The 15,354-nt window shown below is 48.1% G+C and carries 17 protein-coding genes; 10 read left to right on the forward strand and 7 right to left on the reverse strand.

Going from position 1 to position 15,354, the window contains the following annotated elements:
- Nucleotides 1-13: 13 nt before the first annotated feature.
- The 10 genes from ureC (at nt 14) to urtE (ending at nt 10,321) form a co-directional block, all read left to right on the forward strand.
- Complete coding sequence (gene ureC / locus H5715_RS16985; RefSeq protein ID WP_075186275.1) at nt 14-1,717, forward strand: urease subunit alpha; 1,704 nt, start codon at nt 14-16, stop codon at nt 1,715-1,717.
- 54 nt (nt 1,718-1,771) lie between these two features.
- Nucleotides 1,772-2,218 (forward strand): urease accessory protein UreE, encoded by a 447-nt coding sequence (gene ureE, locus H5715_RS16990; RefSeq protein WP_075186274.1) that lies wholly within the window; start codon nt 1,772-1,774, stop codon nt 2,216-2,218.
- 2 nt (nt 2,219-2,220) lie between these two features.
- Nucleotides 2,221-2,886, forward strand: coding sequence for an urease accessory protein UreF (locus H5715_RS16995; protein ID WP_075186273.1), 666 nt, complete (start codon nt 2,221-2,223; stop codon nt 2,884-2,886).
- 115 nt (nt 2,887-3,001) lie between these two features.
- The gene (gene ureG / locus H5715_RS17000; protein WP_075186272.1) at nt 3,002-3,616 is read left to right on the forward strand and encodes an urease accessory protein UreG; all 615 of its coding nucleotides are present in this window, start codon (nt 3,002-3,004) and stop codon (nt 3,614-3,616) included.
- Between the two features lie 5 nt (nt 3,617-3,621).
- Nucleotides 3,622-4,251: an urease accessory protein UreH gene (locus tag H5715_RS17005; protein ID WP_075186271.1), complete on the forward strand. Its 630-nt coding sequence runs from the start codon at nt 3,622-3,624 to the stop codon at nt 4,249-4,251.
- Nucleotides 4,252-4,500: 249 nt separating this feature from the next.
- Complete coding sequence (gene urtA / locus H5715_RS17010; RefSeq protein WP_075186270.1) at nt 4,501-5,799, forward strand: urea ABC transporter substrate-binding protein; 1,299 nt, start codon at nt 4,501-4,503, stop codon at nt 5,797-5,799.
- A 158-nt stretch (nt 5,800-5,957) separates the two neighbouring features.
- A complete protein-coding gene (gene urtB, locus H5715_RS17015; RefSeq protein WP_075186269.1) occupies nt 5,958-7,616 on the forward strand; it encodes an urea ABC transporter permease subunit UrtB in 1,659 nt (552 codons plus the stop codon).
- Nucleotides 7,617-7,618: 2 nt separating this feature from the next.
- A complete protein-coding gene (gene urtC, locus H5715_RS17020; RefSeq protein WP_075186268.1) occupies nt 7,619-8,788 on the forward strand; it encodes an urea ABC transporter permease subunit UrtC in 1,170 nt (389 codons plus the stop codon).
- Entirely contained in the window at nt 8,785-9,561 is a 777-nt protein-coding gene (gene urtD, locus H5715_RS17025) for an urea ABC transporter ATP-binding protein UrtD (RefSeq protein ID WP_075186267.1), read from the forward strand. Before urtC ends, urtD begins: the two co-directional genes overlap by 4 nt.
- Nucleotides 9,562-9,625: 64 nt before the next feature.
- Nucleotides 9,626-10,321 carry an urea ABC transporter ATP-binding subunit UrtE gene (urtE, locus tag H5715_RS17030; RefSeq protein ID WP_075186266.1) on the forward strand — a complete coding sequence of 232 codons (696 nt, stop codon included), beginning with the start codon at nt 9,626-9,628 and terminating at the stop codon, nt 10,319-10,321.
- Nucleotides 10,322-10,341: 20 nt separating this feature from the next.
- On the opposite strand, the gene rdgB is transcribed toward urtE, so the two are convergent.
- The 7 genes from rdgB to H5715_RS17065 form a co-directional block, all read right to left on the reverse strand.
- On the reverse strand, nt 10,342-10,992 hold the full coding sequence (gene rdgB, locus H5715_RS17035; protein WP_075186265.1) for an RdgB/HAM1 family non-canonical purine NTP pyrophosphatase: 651 nt from the start codon (nt 10,990-10,992) through the stop codon (nt 10,342-10,344).
- Nucleotides 10,989-11,426: a DUF4426 domain-containing protein gene (locus H5715_RS17040; RefSeq protein ID WP_075186264.1), complete on the reverse strand. Its 438-nt coding sequence runs from the start codon at nt 11,424-11,426 to the stop codon at nt 10,989-10,991. The genes rdgB and H5715_RS17040 overlap by 4 nt, the downstream gene beginning before the upstream one ends.
- A gap of 4 nt (nt 11,427-11,430) precedes the next feature.
- Nucleotides 11,431-12,021: a methionine biosynthesis protein MetW gene (gene metW, locus H5715_RS17045; protein WP_075186263.1), complete on the reverse strand. Its 591-nt coding sequence runs from the start codon at nt 12,019-12,021 to the stop codon at nt 11,431-11,433.
- Complete coding sequence (gene metX, locus H5715_RS17050) at nt 12,021-13,172, reverse strand: homoserine O-succinyltransferase MetX (protein ID WP_075186262.1); 1,152 nt, start codon at nt 13,170-13,172, stop codon at nt 12,021-12,023. The genes metW and metX overlap by 1 nt, the downstream gene beginning before the upstream one ends.
- A 146-nt stretch (nt 13,173-13,318) precedes the next feature.
- A complete protein-coding gene (locus tag H5715_RS17055; protein WP_075186261.1) occupies nt 13,319-13,906 on the reverse strand; it encodes a YggT family protein in 588 nt (195 codons plus the stop codon).
- Nucleotides 13,907-13,914: 8 nt separating this feature from the next.
- On the reverse strand, nt 13,915-14,739 hold the full coding sequence (gene proC / locus H5715_RS17060) for a pyrroline-5-carboxylate reductase (protein ID WP_221892405.1): 825 nt from the start codon (nt 14,737-14,739) through the stop codon (nt 13,915-13,917).
- 25 nt (nt 14,740-14,764) lie between these two features.
- Nucleotides 14,765-15,334: a lipid-binding SYLF domain-containing protein gene (locus H5715_RS17065; protein WP_075186259.1), complete on the reverse strand. Its 570-nt coding sequence runs from the start codon at nt 15,332-15,334 to the stop codon at nt 14,765-14,767.
- Between the last annotated feature and the right edge of the window lie 20 nt (nt 15,335-15,354).

The raw sequence follows: 15,354 nt of genomic DNA on the forward strand, positions 1-15,354 counted from the left end.
TGGGGATATAGCAATGAGCAAAATAGATCGCAAGGCCTATGCCGATATGTTCGGTCCCACCGTGGGTGACCGCGTTCGCCTGGGGGATACTGAACTTTGGATTGAGGTAGAAAAAGATTTCACCACCCATGGGGAAGAAGTGAAATTCGGCGGGGGCAAGGTTATTCGCGATGGCATGGGGCAGAGTCAGGCTTCCTGCGTGGATACACCCGACACGGTGATTACCAACGCCCTGATTCTCGATCACTGGGGCATTGTTAAGGCTGACGTAGCGATAAAAAGTGGTCGTATTGCGACTATTGGTAAAGCGGGCAACCCAGATATTCAGCCTGATGTCACAATCGAAATTGGGCCGGGCACGGAGATTATAGCGGGCGAAGGCCAGATCCTTACCGCCGGTGCGATTGATGCACACATTCATTTTATCTGTCCCCAGCAAATTGAAGAGGCGCTAATGAGTGGTACCACCACCATGATAGGTGGTGGTACAGGCCCTGCGACCGGTACCAATGCGACTACCTGTACACCCGGCCCCTGGCATATTCAAAAAATGCTGGAGGCCGCTGAAAGTTTTGCCATGAACCTGGGGTTCCTGGGGAAAGGTAACGCCAGTTTGCCAACGGCTTTAAACGAACAGTTGGAAGCGGGCGCACTGGGTCTAAAGCTGCATGAAGACTGGGGGACGACACCAGCCTCGATCGATAATTGTTTGTCTGTAGCGGAAAATTATGATGTGCAGGTTGCCATTCATACCGATACCCTGAACGAATCCGGCTTTGTTGAGGATACGCTCGCCGCGTTTAAAGGGCGCACCATTCACACCTACCATACCGAAGGTGCTGGGGGTGGGCACGCGCCGGACATTATTAAAGCGTGTGGTTCCGATAATGTTTTGCCTTCATCGACCAACCCAACTCGTCCATACACGGTCAATACCGTGGATGAGCATTTGGATATGCTCATGGTTTGCCACCACCTCGACCCGAATATTCCCGAGGATGTGGCCTTCGCCGATTCACGTATTCGCAAGGAAACTATTGCTGCAGAAGATATTCTTCATGATCTGGGCGCGTTTTCCATGATCGCTTCCGATTCACAAGCTATGGGCCGTGTAGGCGAAGTGATTTGTCGCACCTGGCAGACTGCCCATAAAATGAAAGTGCAGCGCGGAGCTTTACCCGAGGACAACGGTACCAGCGATAACTTTCGCGCAAAACGTTATATCGCCAAGTACACGATTAACCCCGCACTCGCGCACGGCATCTCGCACGAAGTCGGTTCTATTGAGGTAGGTAAACTGGCTGACCTTGTTCTGTGGAAGCCCGCTTTCTTTGGTGTAAAACCCTCGATGATTATAAAGGGGGGTGCGATTGCGGCAGCACCAATGGGAGACCCGAATGCTTCTATTCCAACACCACAGCCGGTTCACTACCGCAAAATGTTTGGCGCCTACGGCAAGGCTGCAACGGGCACGTCTGTCAGTTTTGTTTCCCAGGGAGCTATCGATGCCGGTATTGCTGCCAGCTATAAACTGGAACGTCGACTGGTCGCGGTAAAAGCCTGCCGCAGCGTACAGAAAAAAGATATGGTGCATAATGCTTATCAACCCGTTATGGAGGTTGATCCTGAAACCTACGAAGTTCGCGCCGATGGTCAGTTGTTAACCTGTGAACCAGCCGAAGTGTTACCGCTGGCGCAACGATATTTTTTGTTTTAGATCCGGGCCAGCCTCCCGTAGAAATGGCGATTGAAGAAGAGTTGTATAAAACCAATGTTAGAAGCATTCGAAATTAAAAAAAACATCGCAAATAGCCAATACGAAGTTGTTGCGACCTATGAAGAGCGGAAAAAAAGTCGCCACAAGATTAAAACCACCTGTGGTGAAAATTTGGGCTGGTTTCTTGAGCGGGGTCATGTACTGGAGTATGGAGAATTTCTACAGTGCTCCAATGGTCAATATGTTCGCGTTGTGGCGGCGGAAGAATCTGTTAGCGAAGTCGTTAGCGACAACGCCTTGTTGTTAACGCGTGCGGCTTACCATTTAGGCAATCGTCATGTGCCTTTGCAAGTGGGGGCGGGCTTTTTACGCTATCAGCACGATCATGTTCTGGATAATATGGTCAACGGCTTGGGGTTGTTGGTGGAGCATGCCAGCAAGCCATTTCATCCGGAAAATGGTGCTTACCACAGTAGTGGTGGCCATCATCACGATCATTAGCTATGAATAAAAAATTGCTCCACTTGCTGCACCTAGCCAGCCCGGCGCTACCTATAGGTGCCTATGCTTATTCTCAAGGGCAGGAATACGCAGTGGAAAGTGGTTGGCTAAAAGAAGAGGGCGGGCTCTCAGAGTGGATTGCCGGGGTTTTGCAGTACAGTGTAGGCTGTTTGGATTTGCCAATATTACAGCGTCTTTACTGCGCGTGGCAGAGCGGCAATATTGAGCAGGTTAATGCGTGGAATAGCTTTATACGCGCAAACCGTGAGACAAGTGAGCTTTTACTGGAAGATGAACAGTTGGGGCAAGCGCTACAACGCTTGCTGATCTCGTTAGAAATGGAATCTGCCGATATCACATTAGAGTCTCCCGTTAGTTTCGTAAGTTTATTTTCACTTGCTGGCGTACGCTGGCAAATTGACATTGAAGATCTAATGCAGGGCTTCGTTTGGAGCTGGCTAGAAAATCAGGTTGCTGCCGCCACAAAAATTGTACCGTTAGGCCAGACGCACGCACAGAAATTGTTAATGGAGTTAATGGGCTTAATACCAGATGTTTGTGAAACGGCAAAAGGGCTGGCGGATCGAGATATCGGCGTTGGCTTGCCTGCGTTGGCAATTGCTTCATCGAGACATGAACGACAGTATTCGCGATTGTTTCGTTCATAGAGTATTAGATTGTGCTCGACCTGGCATTGGATAATCTGCCCTTAACGAATACTCAACATCTGGCCCCACAAGGGCGGAATAAAACTTTGACGTAAATGAGATACGAATACGATTTATGACGAATAAAAAACCAGCACTAAGATTAGGTATCGGCGGCCCAGTAGGCTCCGGAAAAACCGCATTGGTAAAAACCCTCTGTGCCGTATTAAAAGATAAATACAATCTTGCTGTTATTACCAACGATATTTACACAAGAGAAGATGCGGAATTTCTATTGAGCCACAACGTGTTGGATGCAGACCGAATTATGGGCGTTGAAACTGGTGGCTGCCCTCACACAGCTATCCGCGAAGACGCATCCATGAACTTGTCTGCGGTCGCAGAATTACAAACCCGTTTCCCGGACCTAGATGCCATTTTAATTGAAAGTGGTGGCGATAATCTGGCCGCAACGTTTAGCCCGGAGCTGTCCGATTTAACCCTCTATGTTATAGATGTATCGGCTGGCGATAAAATCCCCCGTAAAGGTGGGCCGGGAATTACCAAATCGGATCTGCTGGTTATTAATAAAATTGATCTCGCACCTTTGGTGGGTGCCAGCCTGGATATTATGGATCGCGACGCCAAAAAAATGCGAGGAGATAAACCCTTCGTGTTTTCGAATTTAAAAGATAATACCGGTGTCGATGCAATCGTCAACTTTATCGAAAAACAAGGCATGCTGGAGTAAACATTATGGAAACTGCCGCGCTTACCAGTTTTTTATTTATGGGATTGGCTTTGGGCTTGGTGCACGCTTTCGACCCGGATCATATAGCTGCGGTGGGTGGTCTAAGTGCGGGGAAGGGGGCGGGCAGTTCTCCGGTAAGTAGTTTCCGGTTTGGTTTGCAATGGTCCATGGGGCACGGTTCGGCATTGTTAATGGTTTCTATTGTGGTATTTGTCGCCGGTAGCGCCATACCTGTTCATCTCAGTGAATACGCAGAGCGCAGTGTCGCTTTTGTCCTAATTGTTATTGGTCTTATGGCCTTCTGGCGTTTACTTAAAAGCAACAGCAGTAAAGAAGAAAAAGGTCATTCGCATATGGGCGCTCCGTTGGTTGGGCTGCTCCACGGCACGGCGGGCTCTGCACCTTTGCTGGCCCTAATTCCCATTTCACAAATTTCCCAGCCTATTGTTGGTGTTGTTTATGTGCTCTTTTTTAGTGTGGGCGTTATTTTAGCTATGACGATGCTTGGTGGCATTTTTGCTCATTCATTGCGCATGCTAGACCGCTTTGAGCTGCCCTTTTGTGCACTAATTCAGGGTGTTATGGCAGCATTTTCGTTGTTTTTGGGCATCTATCTCGCAGTTTCCGCTTTTTAGTCTTAGCCGCGCACCAAATTATCAATTCATTGGTCTTTATGGCACCACATAGGTGCGTTCGATTTGTAAAGCTGCACGCTTTAATGTCCAGTCTTCTTCCTATTGTATAAAAAATCTTTATTTATCAAGCGATTACTCAAACAAATCAGTTTTCATCCGGCCGCAGACTTAGTTGGCACTAATTCTGCGTTGTGTCTTTTGTATTACCTGTTCTAAATAAACAACAAAAACTCTACGGAGGAGACACGCATGAATAATATTTTTAAGAAAACAGGCATGGTGTTAGGGCTTGCGGCGCTTACCTTGAGCGCATACGCTGCGCAGGCAGCGGACACCATTAAGGTTGGTGTATTGCACTCTTTGTCTGGCACTATGGCGATTAGTGAAACAACTTTGAAAGATACCGTGTTAATGATGGTTGAAGAGCAAAACGCCAAGGGTGGTTTGCTGGGTAAAAAATTAGAAGCTGTTGTGGTTGATCCTGCGTCTAATTGGCCATTGTTTGCAGAAAAAACCAAAGAGCTTTTGGAAAAAGAGAAAGTTGATGTAATTTTCGGTTGTTGGACCTCCGTATCCCGTAAATCGGTACTGCCCGTTATTGAAGAGCTGAATGGTCTATTGTTCTACCCCGTTCAGTACGAAGGTGAGGAGTCCTCCAAAAACGTTTTCTACACTGGTGCGGCGCCCAATCAACAGGCGATTCCAGCAGTTGATTATCTTATGAGTGAAGACGGCGGTGCTGTTAAACGTTGGATTCTGGAAGGTACAGACTATGTTTATCCACGTACCACCAACAAAATTCTCGAGCAGTACCTGCTAAGTAAAGGTGTAGCCCCCGCCGATATTTCTATCAACTACACGCCCTTCGGTCACTCCGATTGGCAAACGCGTGTTGCAGAAATTAAGAACTTCGGTTCCTCCGGTAAAAAAACAGCGGTTGTATCGACCATTAACGGCGATGCTAATGTTCCTTTCTACAAAGAGCTGGGTAATGCCGGTATTTCCGCAGAAGATATTCCCGTTGTAGCTTTCTCCGTTGGTGAAGAAGAGTTGAGTGGTTTCGATACTAAACCGCTCGTCGGCCACCTAGCTGCCTGGAACTACTTTATGAGCGTTGACGACGAGGCCAATGACAAATTTATTGCGAAATGGCAGAAATATATCAAGAGCGAAAAACGCGTAACCAATGATCCAATGGAAGCGACCTATATTGGTTTTAAAGCGTGGGCCAAAGCTGTGGCAAAGGCCAAGACTACAGACGTTGATAAAGTTCGCTCTGCGATGTACGGGATTAAGGTTTCTAATTTGACTGGTGGCATTGCAGAAGTTTTGCCGAACCACCACTTTACCAAGCCCGTATTGATTGGTGAGATTCAGGACGATGGCCAGTTTGAAATCGTATGGTCTACTGAAGGTGAAGTACCGGGTGATGCCTGGACTGACTTCCTTCCTGAAAGTGCCAAGATCGAGTCTGACTGGCAAGACCCAAAAATTAATTGCGGTAACTACAATACCGAAACTAAGAAGTGTTCCGGTCAGAATTATTAACCGTTTCGCGTCAATATAAGTTTTTCGCTGCGCTACCTAACCTACTCTATCTGATAGGGAGGGTAGCGTAAGGAGAACAGCTAAAAAATCGTTACGGCGACCAAAATTTACAGGTGCATTTTTCGGTCATAAAGCCAAAAAGCAATTGCGGAATAACAATGAACGATAAAATCAAAACCGCTTTTTTCTTGCTTGCTACAGTTTTTCTATTACCTTTTGGCGTTTTTGCCCAGACGGAATCGCCGGAAGATAATGTAGCGGCAACAGAGCAGAAATTTGAAATACTGGTTAATCAATTAAGTACCAAATCCTTTGCCGACAAGGCCTCCGTGGCCCAGCAGCTAGCTACTGTAAAAGACCCTCGTGTGCTTTCCACGCTTAAAAAGATGCTGGAGGGTGCGCTCTATTACCAAAAAAGCGATAAGGCTATTGTTACCGTTGCAACGGTGGAAGACGGTTTGGAGTTGACGAGCGTTATAAACGGAAAAATACTGGGTGTTGTGGGGAAACGACAGGCTAAAAAGGTAACGATTAACAATAAATTGCGAAATACTATACGCAGTGCTATCGCCGTACTGGAGCTTACCGCAGACGACAAAAATATTCGACTGGATTCCGCACGCAATTTGATTAAATCACCAGACGACAATCTACGCGAGTTACTCAGGGTCAGTGCGAGAACCGAGACGAATAAGAGCGTAAAGCACCTGCTCGAAGTTGCCATTGCCAGAATTGATATAAAATCCGACGATAAATATTTACGCCTGTCGGCGGTGGAAAAGTTGGGCTCAGCTGTTGAGCCAGAGGCCGTTGCCGTTTTAAATCAATTGGTCAAAAAAAATGAAAATGGCGAATACCTTGAAGCGGATAGTGATGTCATAAAGCTTGCCGAACGGAAATTGAAAGCGGTGAATACCAAATTGGGGTTCTTCAAATTTTCAGAGAATTTGCTCTTTGGCTTGAGCCTGGGTTCGGTTTTATTACTGGCGGCTATCGGCCTAGCCATTACGTTTGGTGTGATGGGTGTGATCAATATGGCCCACGGCGAAATGATTATGCTGGGGGCGTATACGACCTTTGCGGTTCAACAGCTCTTCCCCGAATTGATTCACCTCTCCTTGTTAATCGCCATTCCCGCAGCCTTTTTTGTTTCGGGTACGGCAGGCATATTGATTGAACGCTTGGTAATTCGGCATCTCTACGGTCGTCCCCTCGATACATTACTGGCAACTTTTGGTATCAGCTTGATCTTGCAGCAAGCGGTGCGAAGCTACCGCGCCAACAATGTACCGGTAATTACGCCAGAGTGGATGAGTGGGTCCTGGGTGATAAATGGTGCTATGTCAGTAACCTTCAATCGCATTTATATTATGTTGTTTGCGCTATTTGTGCTCTTTATGCTGGCACTATTGTTAAAGAAAACCCTTGTCGGACTGCAGATGCGAGCAGTAACGCAAAACCGCGCTATGGCAAACTCCATGGGAATTCGTTCCAACTGGGTCGATGCGCTTACCTTTGGTTTGGGTTCTGGTATTGCAGGTATTGCCGGAGTTGCTCTTAGTCAGATCACCAATGTCGGCCCGAATCTTGGCCAGAGCTATATTATTGATTCGTTCATGGTGGTTGTGTTCGGCGGTGTCGGTAACTTACTCGGCACTTTTGTCGGCGCGATGAGCTTGGGAGTGGTAAATAAATTCCTTGAACCGGTAACGGGTGCGGTTATCGGGAAAATTATTGTACTGGTCTTTATCATTCTATTTATTCAATGGCGACCTCGCGGATTGTTCGCGCTGAAAGGTCGGTTTGTGGAGGACTGATTATGCTAAAAAACTCTATCCTCTACTCCCTGGTTATGCACGACAAGGTCGGCCGCTATTTACTTGCGGCGCTGTTGGCAACGGCGTTCCTTGTTCCCCTTTTAAACCTGCTAATGCCGGAGGGCTCGTTCCTGCATGTGCCGACCTATACGGTAACTCTTCTGGGAAAATACCTGTGCTACGCGCTGCTGGCTTTGGCCCTGGATTTAGTATGGGGTTATTGCGGCATCCTCAGTCTCGGTCACGGTGCATTTTTTGCGCTGGGCGGCTATGCCATGGGCATGTATTTAATGCGTCAAGTTGGTGACCGTGGTGTTTATGGCAACCCCCTGTTGCCTGATTTCATGGTGTTTTTGAACTGGGATAAGCTGCCCTGGTATTGGCTGGGATTCGACATGTTCTGGTTCTCTATGCTAATGGTAGTACTGGTTCCCGGGCTGCTGGCTTATGTGTTCGGCTGGTTGGCTTTTCGGTCCCGCGTAACCGGTGTTTACCTTTCCATTATTACCCAGGCGCTCACATTTGCGTTAATGCAGGCATTTTTCTTAAACGATTTCGGTTTTGGCGGCAACAATGGTTTAACCGACTTTAAGGAAATTGTTGGGCTGGATGTTCAGGCGGATAGTACGCGACTGATTTTATTCTTTTTATCGGCAGTAACGCTAATTTTGGCCTATATTGCCTGCCGCTTTATTACGCAGAGTAAATTTGGTCGCGTATTGGTATCTATTCGTGATGCGGAAAGCCGCAGCCGCTTTCTTGGTTACCGGGTTGAACATTACAAATTATTGGTTTTCGTTTTTTCAGCCGCCTTAGCCGGTATTGCGGGTGCACTCTTTGTTCCCCAAGTTGGCATTATTAACCCGGGCGAATTTTCACCCATCAATTCCATTGAGATCGTTATCTGGGTCGCACTGGGTGGTCGCGGTACGCTTTACGGAGCCGTGATTGGTGCAGTCGTGGTGAATTACGCAAAAACGTACTTTACCGGTGCTTTTCCTGAAATATGGCTGTTTATGCTGGGCGGTCTGTTTGTCGTCGCCACGACTTACTTGCCGCGCGGAATCGTTGGTATGGCTGATGACCTACTGGAACGACGTAGACGAAAAACGTCTATTAAAAATGGTAAAGCGGATGGTGACGATGTTGATGTTGAAGGAGCGCCGCTATGAGCCATATTGATCTACCCACAAATGCGTCGCCAGAGATTCGTAGCATCCTATATCTAAATGGTGTGACTAAGTCGTTTGATGGTTTTAAGGCGATCAACAATTTATCGCTGGATATTTCTCCAGGCGAATTGCGGGCGATTATCGGTCCCAACGGCGCCGGTAAAAGTACCATGATGGATATTATTACCGGTAAAACCCGTCCTGATGAAGGCGAAGTGCGCTTCAAAGATAATATTGACCTTACCCGCTACGATGAAGCAGATATTGCCAATATGGGCATCGGTAGAAAATTTCAAAAGCCAACGGTTATAGAAAGTTTAACCGTTTGGGACAACCTAGAGCTGGCGCTCGCAGGGAATCGCGGAATATGGCAAACCCTGTTGCACGTATTGAGCGCTGAAAAAGCAACGCGGATTGAAGAGGTTATGGAGTTGATTGGCCTTAAGGAAAAGAAGCAAAGCTCTGCCGCCGACCTGTCTCACGGCCAAAAGCAGTGGTTGGAAATTGGCATGCTGTTTATTCAGGAGCCGGAAGTACTGCTGGTGGATGAGCCTGCGGGAGGTATGACCGATTACGAAACCATGGAAACGGCACGCCTGCTAAAAGATATTGCAAAAAATCATTCGGTTATTGTGGTTGAGCACGATATGGAGTTTGTGCGGGCGTTAGAAACAAAGGTAACTGTATTGCATGAGGGGAGTGTGTTGGCCGAGGGTAGCCTTGAAAAGGTGTCCGCGGATCAGCGTGTAATTGAGGTGTATTTGGGGCGTTAAGGTGTTTCAAGGGTGAATATTAGGCAGCGAATCTCAGGCTATAGATAAAAAAACAGAGAACGATATGTTAAGTGCAAGCAATATAGATTTATTCTACGGCGCCAGCCAGGCTCTAACCGATGTTAGCCTGGAAGCCAAAAAAGGAGAAATAACCTGCATACTGGGACGTAACGGCGTAGGGAAAAGCAGCTTGATGCAAGCTGTTACAGGCAGGCACCCGACAAAAGCGGGCCATATTAGCTGGAATGAGCGAGATATCACCAAAATGTCTGCTGCTGATCGCGCGCGTTTGGGTATTGCCTATGTTCCTCAGGGGCGACAAATTTTTTCGCAGCTAACGGTGATGGAAAATTTAAAAACCGGTTTTGCGGCTCTGCCCAGAGGACACCGTAAAGTCAGCGATGAGATCTTCGATTTATTTCCGGTGCTGCGAAAAATGACGCGTCGCAGAGGTGGGGATTTGTCTGGTGGCCAACAGCAGCAGTTGTCTATAGCCCGCGCCTTGGTTATGCGGCCGACACTATTAATTCTAGATGAGCCAACAGAGGGTATTCAACCGTCCATTATTAAAGATATTCACAATGTGATTACCATTCTTCGGCAGCAGGGAGAAATGGCCGTCATTTTGGTGGAACAATACTTTGAGTTTGCCCGTGATCTTGGCGACAAGTACGCGGTAATGGATCGAGGTGTGGTCACGCTTTCGGGAGAGGTCGAATCCATGGACGAAAGCGAAGTGAGGAAATATCTAACAGTGTAATGTTTTAGCGCACGCCTTGCTTAAGGTGTGGTTCTTTGGGGTGTTTCTCCGTGCAAGGCCAGCTCTTCTTTGAGTGCTGCAAGTAAGTCTTGCAGGGCCTTTCCGCGATGGCTAATTTTATTCTTCAGATCTTTATCCAGCTCTGCTGAGCTACAGTCAAATTCTTGGACATAAAATAGGGGGTCGTAGCCGAAGCCATTACTTCCTATATGTTCGTTTAATATATTCCCTTCCCAGCTTTCCTGGCAGACGATCGGCGTTGGGTCGGCCGCGTGGCGCATATAAACAAGTACGCACTGGTAGCGGGCAGCTCGATCTTTTCTTTCGGGGAATGGCTTTAACTGTTCAAGTAAATATTCGTTATTGCGTTTGTCGTTGGCTGGCAGACCTTGCCAACCTTCAGAGAAGCGCGCGGAATAAATGCCGGGCTTCCCCATTAGTGCATCGACTTCAATGCCAGAATCATCGGCAATGGCGGGCAGGCCGGTGTGTTCACAGGCATTGCGGGCTTTTATCAGCGCATTTTCGACAAACGTAAGGCCAGTTTCATCGGCTTCGGGAACATTAAATTCAGACTGGGGTAATACCGTAAAATCACATTGAGTGAGAAGGGTTTTAAATTCGCGCAATTTACCCGTATTTCCGCTGGCCATAACAACTTTTTTGCTCATTGCGCTACCAATTTTGTGCTGAATGTTGTGATAAAAGGGCTGTCTTTTTCTGGGATCTGTACGTTTATTTTGAAACGTACCAACTCTTCGCCGGAAATTCGTACGGGGGCGATGTAGTAAGTCGTATTACCCTCACGAATTTCGAGAAAAGATAATTTTTTTTGCTGTTGCATAAGGTTCGTTACCGTGCCGGTAATTTTTGCCGTTAGACCACCGTATTGCCCCGTGGGTGATACCGAAATATTTACCAGAGATTCGTATTTGCTGCGCTTTATTTTATAGGCGGCGGCAACTTCCGGTAATAGAAAGGTACTGGGAAAAACACTGTAATGAACCTCGTGCTGATCAAATGCCTGGCTGCCTTGGGAGCTAGGTTGAGCCCAGGTGAAGGCACTTGTGAACAACAGGAAAAGCAAACAGTTGAATATTTTCATAGTGTTATTTGGTTAAACGATACAGGGCTGTTACGCCAAAAAGGTTGGGGTGCATTTTCTGTAAAAACGAACCCATATTGCTGCCGCCGACAACTTCAAGGTTTAGCTTTTTGAACTGGTGCGCTTCACACAAAACGTCAAAATCTTTAAAGGTGCAGAAATGGATGTTGGGAGTGTTATACCATTCGTAAGGTAATAAATCAGAAACTGGCATCCGGCCATTGATGGCTAAATGAAAGCGTGCTTTCCAATGGCCAAAGTTTGGGAACGTGACAATGCATTGGCGGCCGACACGCAGCATTTCCTGCAGCACCAGATCAGGGTACTGCATTGTTTGAATGGTTTGCGACATAATGACCGTGTCGAAACTCTGATCGTCGTAATCGCTTAGGCCTTCATCGAGGTTTTGTTCGATTACGTTCACGCCGTTCTCTATGCAGCGCAATATGTTTTCGGAATTAATTTCGATTCCGTAGCCGTGAATATTTTTACGTTTGCGCAGGTTTTTCAGCAGCGATCCATCGCCGCAGCCTAGATCGAGCACGCGGGAGTTGGGTTCTACCCAGTTTTCAATAATATTGTGATCGATGCGCATTAGTGGTTCACCTCGATCCCGTTCATATAGCGGCTAAACAAGTCCCAGTACCTGGGCTGGTTCGGAATTAGGAATGCATCGTGACCGAGCGAGGATTCAATTTCGCCATATACCACATCGCGGTCTGCGCGAATGAGGGCGTTAACCATTTCTTTAGAGCGTTCCGGGGAGAAACGCCAGTCAGAGGTAAAGGAAACAATAAAGAATTTGCACAGCGCATTTTTAAAGGCTTTTACCGGGTCGTTGTCGTACTCGCGTGCCAGATCGAAATAATCCAGTGCACGGGTCATTAGCACGTAGGTGTTGGCGTCGAAAGTTTTGGAAAAGGTTTTAGCCTGGTAGCGCAAGTAACTTTCGATTTGAAACTCCACCGGATCTTCCACTCCTTGTTCGAAGGTGCCGGAACGTAGATCGCGACCGAATTTTTTCCCCATACCATCGTCAGACAGATACGTCAGATGGGCGATGACTCGTGCCGTAGACAGCCCGCGCGTTGGTATGGTGTCCTGCGTTATGTAGTCGCCGCCGTGAAACTCCGGGTCGCTAAGGATGGCTTCACGCGCTGCGTGATTAAAGGCAATATTTTGCGCGGTGAGCTTCATGGCCGCCGCGATCACAACGCAGTGACCAATTCTGTCTGGGTATTCCAGTGCCCAGCGCATCGCTTGCATACCGCCCATGCTACCACCTACAACGGCGGCCCACTTTTGAATCCCCATCTTGTCGGCAAGACGCGCTTGAGAGTGCACCCAGTCACGGATGCGCAGGTTGGGAAAGTCGGCGCCCCAGGGCTTACCTGTAGCTGGATTTATGGATGTTGGCCCGGTTGAGCCGTTACAACCGCCAATATTATTAAGGGAGACAATAAAAAACTTGTTGGTATCCATCGGCTTGTTGGGGCCGATATAGGCGTCCCACCAGCCGGGTTTACGATCTTCCATACTGTGATAGCCGGCGGCGTGATGATGGCCAGAAAGAGCGTGACAGATGAGTACGGCATTGGATTTGTTCGCGTTGAGCTGGCCATAGGTTTCAACGACCAACTCGTAATTGTCGAGCGTGCGGCCACAGGCCAGTTCCAGCGGTTGCTCGAAGCTGAAGGTTTGCGGTGCAACAATACCGACTGAATTTTCCGGAAGTGTTTCGGGCATGGGTGTAGCTTAGGTTTGGTTTTGTAGTGGATAAAAAACCCGGGGAAAGTGTTGCTATCTCCGGGGGTGTAAGCTTACTCTATCTAACAATTGTTAGTCATGATCCTGCCCAAATTTGGGCTCGAGGTAATAAGTCTAGCAGGCTGTTAGTAACCCACGACTAAAATGGGAATCAGGCCGACATTCGAAGCAAAAATATCGAGAACTTGTTGCAGTACATTGACGCCGAGGAAGACAAACAGCACTGAAAAATCCAAACCGCCCATGGGTGGAATAATTTTTTGCACAGGGCGCAGTATCGGTTCCATTATTTGTCGTACCAGCATTAACGCCGGGTGGCTGCTGTAGGGCGCTACAAAACTGGTGATGACTAGCACTATCAGACCCACCCAGGCGATATAGCTGGTCATTTTCAGTAAGCCCAATGTTCCCCAAATCAGCATGGAAATTGGGTTTGTAAATGATTGAATCACTACCAGCGAAAGCACCTCGCCCATCACCAGTTGAAACAGTAATGCCAGTACCACTGAGGCGAGATCAATTCCCCACATGCCGGGCACTATTTTGCGCAGTGGCAGCAGTAGTGGGTTGGTGACTTTAACCACGGCCTGTGAGAAAGGGTTGTAAAAATCAGCTCTCGTTAGCTGTAAAATAAAGCGCATTACCACAAACAACAGATAGACGGTTGCCAGGGTATCGATAATAAGAACAAGTATTTCGGCCCAAGGGTTCATAACGATATCTATCCCAATTCTTTTGCCAGTTCGCGGGAGCGATCGGCACAGGCCAGCATCGCGTTTTCAACCACCGTACGGAAGTTATCGTGCTCAAAAGAGGCGATCGCCTCGGCCGTTGTACCGTTGGGCGACGTGACCCTACGGCGCAGCTCGGCCACATCCACTTCACTGCTTAGGGCTAGTTTGGCCGCGCCAAAGGCGGTTTGACTGGCTAGCGTGGTGGCGGTCTCGCGGCTTAGGCCCTGCTTAACGCCCGCGTCGATCATGGCTTCGATCATTAGGAAGAAATAGGCGGGCCCGCTGCCGGAGACGGCGGTAACCGCATCTAAGTCATCTTCTTTCTCTACCCAGTTAACGGTGCCCACAGCGCTCAGAATGGTTTCTGCCTGTTTGCGTTGCTCGTCGCTGGTTTTCTTGTTGGCGAACAGTGCGCTAGCGCCCGCTTGAACTAATGCTGGAGTGTTGGGCATGCAACGTACAATGGGTTGCTTTTTGTTTAGCCATTGTTTCAGACTGTTGCAGTTGATGCCTGCGGCGATGGAGATTGTGAGTGTGTTGGCAGATAAGTAATCCACCAGTGACTCGCATACCAGTTGCATGATTTGGGGCTTAACCGAAAGTACGACTATATTGGCCTCTTTTACTGCGGTAGCGTTGTCGCTACTGGTTTGAATGCCGGACTGCGCTGCCAGTTTGTGCAGCGCATCTGTGTTGGGATCGCTGGCGATAATGCTGCCGGGCGGATGTCCGGTGGCGACCAGTCCGCCGATAATACTGCTGGCCATATTGCCTGCGCCGATAAACGCAATAGTAGGTGCTGCTGACATAATACTTGTATCTGCCTTGCTGAAATGATTAGTTGAGTTCGCTGGACTTCCAGAATTTGGTACCTTTCACCGTGGCTTGAAGAGCCAGCCCGGTTTCCGTTATTTGGTATACGGTGATACCGTTCACGACGGCTTCTCCACCCACGGCGGCGCCTTTGTCGGAAGCCTTGGCGGCGGCGTCGGCTTGACCACCGAAGACCCAGCCCTGGTTAATAAACTGATCCATAACATCTATGCTGTCAAATACCATGACAATACGGAAATCCTTCGCGCCTAAACCAATTCCCAGGCCGACTTCGCCCATATTCATATAGGTGTGATGACCTGTATTGCGGTTTTTGACGACACCGTAGCCGCCGCCGAAGCTGGCAAGTATCAGGTTAACATTGGCATTACTGAATACGGCATAGCCTGTCGCACTATTCAACTGGGCGCGGGTATGTGGCTTGAGTTTAAATAGCTGGGTCAGAGTGTCGTCCTTCATTTTTAGGATGGCCTGCTGCTTCTCGGCCTTGGTATTACCCTGATTGGTTGCGCAACCAGTGAAGGCGATGGCCAAAAACAGGGCTAAGCTGAGCTTGAACAGGTAGGTTTTCATGGTGGTAGTCCTTTTTAATA

This window comes from Teredinibacter haidensis, assembly GCF_014211975.1.
Classification (GTDB): Bacteria; Pseudomonadota; Gammaproteobacteria; order Pseudomonadales; family Cellvibrionaceae; genus Teredinibacter; species Teredinibacter haidensis.

Excerpts from the sequence above, each read along its gene's own strand:
- ureC (WP_075186275.1), top strand. The coding sequence starts at position 14 with ATGAGCAAAATAGATCGCAAGGCCTATGCCGATATGTTCGGTCCCACC.
- ureE (WP_075186274.1), top strand. The coding sequence starts at position 1,772 with ATGTTAGAAGCATTCGAAATTAAAAAAAACATCGCAAATAGCCAATAC.
- H5715_RS16995 (WP_075186273.1), top strand. The coding sequence starts at position 2,221 with ATGAATAAAAAATTGCTCCACTTGCTGCACCTAGCCAGCCCGGCGCTA.
- ureG (WP_075186272.1), top strand. The coding sequence starts at position 3,002 with ATGACGAATAAAAAACCAGCACTAAGATTAGGTATCGGCGGCCCAGTA.
- H5715_RS17005 (WP_075186271.1), top strand. The coding sequence starts at position 3,622 with ATGGAAACTGCCGCGCTTACCAGTTTTTTATTTATGGGATTGGCTTTG.
- urtA (WP_075186270.1), top strand. The coding sequence starts at position 4,501 with ATGAATAATATTTTTAAGAAAACAGGCATGGTGTTAGGGCTTGCGGCG.
- urtB (WP_075186269.1), top strand. The coding sequence starts at position 5,958 with ATGAACGATAAAATCAAAACCGCTTTTTTCTTGCTTGCTACAGTTTTT.
- urtC (WP_075186268.1), top strand. The coding sequence starts at position 7,619 with ATGCTAAAAAACTCTATCCTCTACTCCCTGGTTATGCACGACAAGGTC.
- urtD (WP_075186267.1), top strand. The coding sequence starts at position 8,785 with ATGAGCCATATTGATCTACCCACAAATGCGTCGCCAGAGATTCGTAGC.
- urtE (WP_075186266.1), top strand. The coding sequence starts at position 9,626 with ATGTTAAGTGCAAGCAATATAGATTTATTCTACGGCGCCAGCCAGGCT.
- rdgB (WP_075186265.1), bottom strand. The coding sequence starts at position 10,992 with ATGAGCAAAAAAGTTGTTATGGCCAGCGGAAATACGGGTAAATTGCGC.
- H5715_RS17040 (WP_075186264.1), bottom strand. The coding sequence starts at position 11,426 with ATGAAAATATTCAACTGTTTGCTTTTCCTGTTGTTCACAAGTGCCTTC.
- metW (WP_075186263.1), bottom strand. The coding sequence starts at position 12,021 with ATGCGCATCGATCACAATATTATTGAAAACTGGGTAGAACCCAACTCC.
- metX (WP_075186262.1), bottom strand. The coding sequence starts at position 13,172 with ATGCCCGAAACACTTCCGGAAAATTCAGTCGGTATTGTTGCACCGCAA.
- H5715_RS17055 (WP_075186261.1), bottom strand. The coding sequence starts at position 13,906 with ATGAACCCTTGGGCCGAAATACTTGTTCTTATTATCGATACCCTGGCA.
- H5715_RS17065 (WP_075186259.1), bottom strand. The coding sequence starts at position 15,334 with ATGAAAACCTACCTGTTCAAGCTCAGCTTAGCCCTGTTTTTGGCCATC.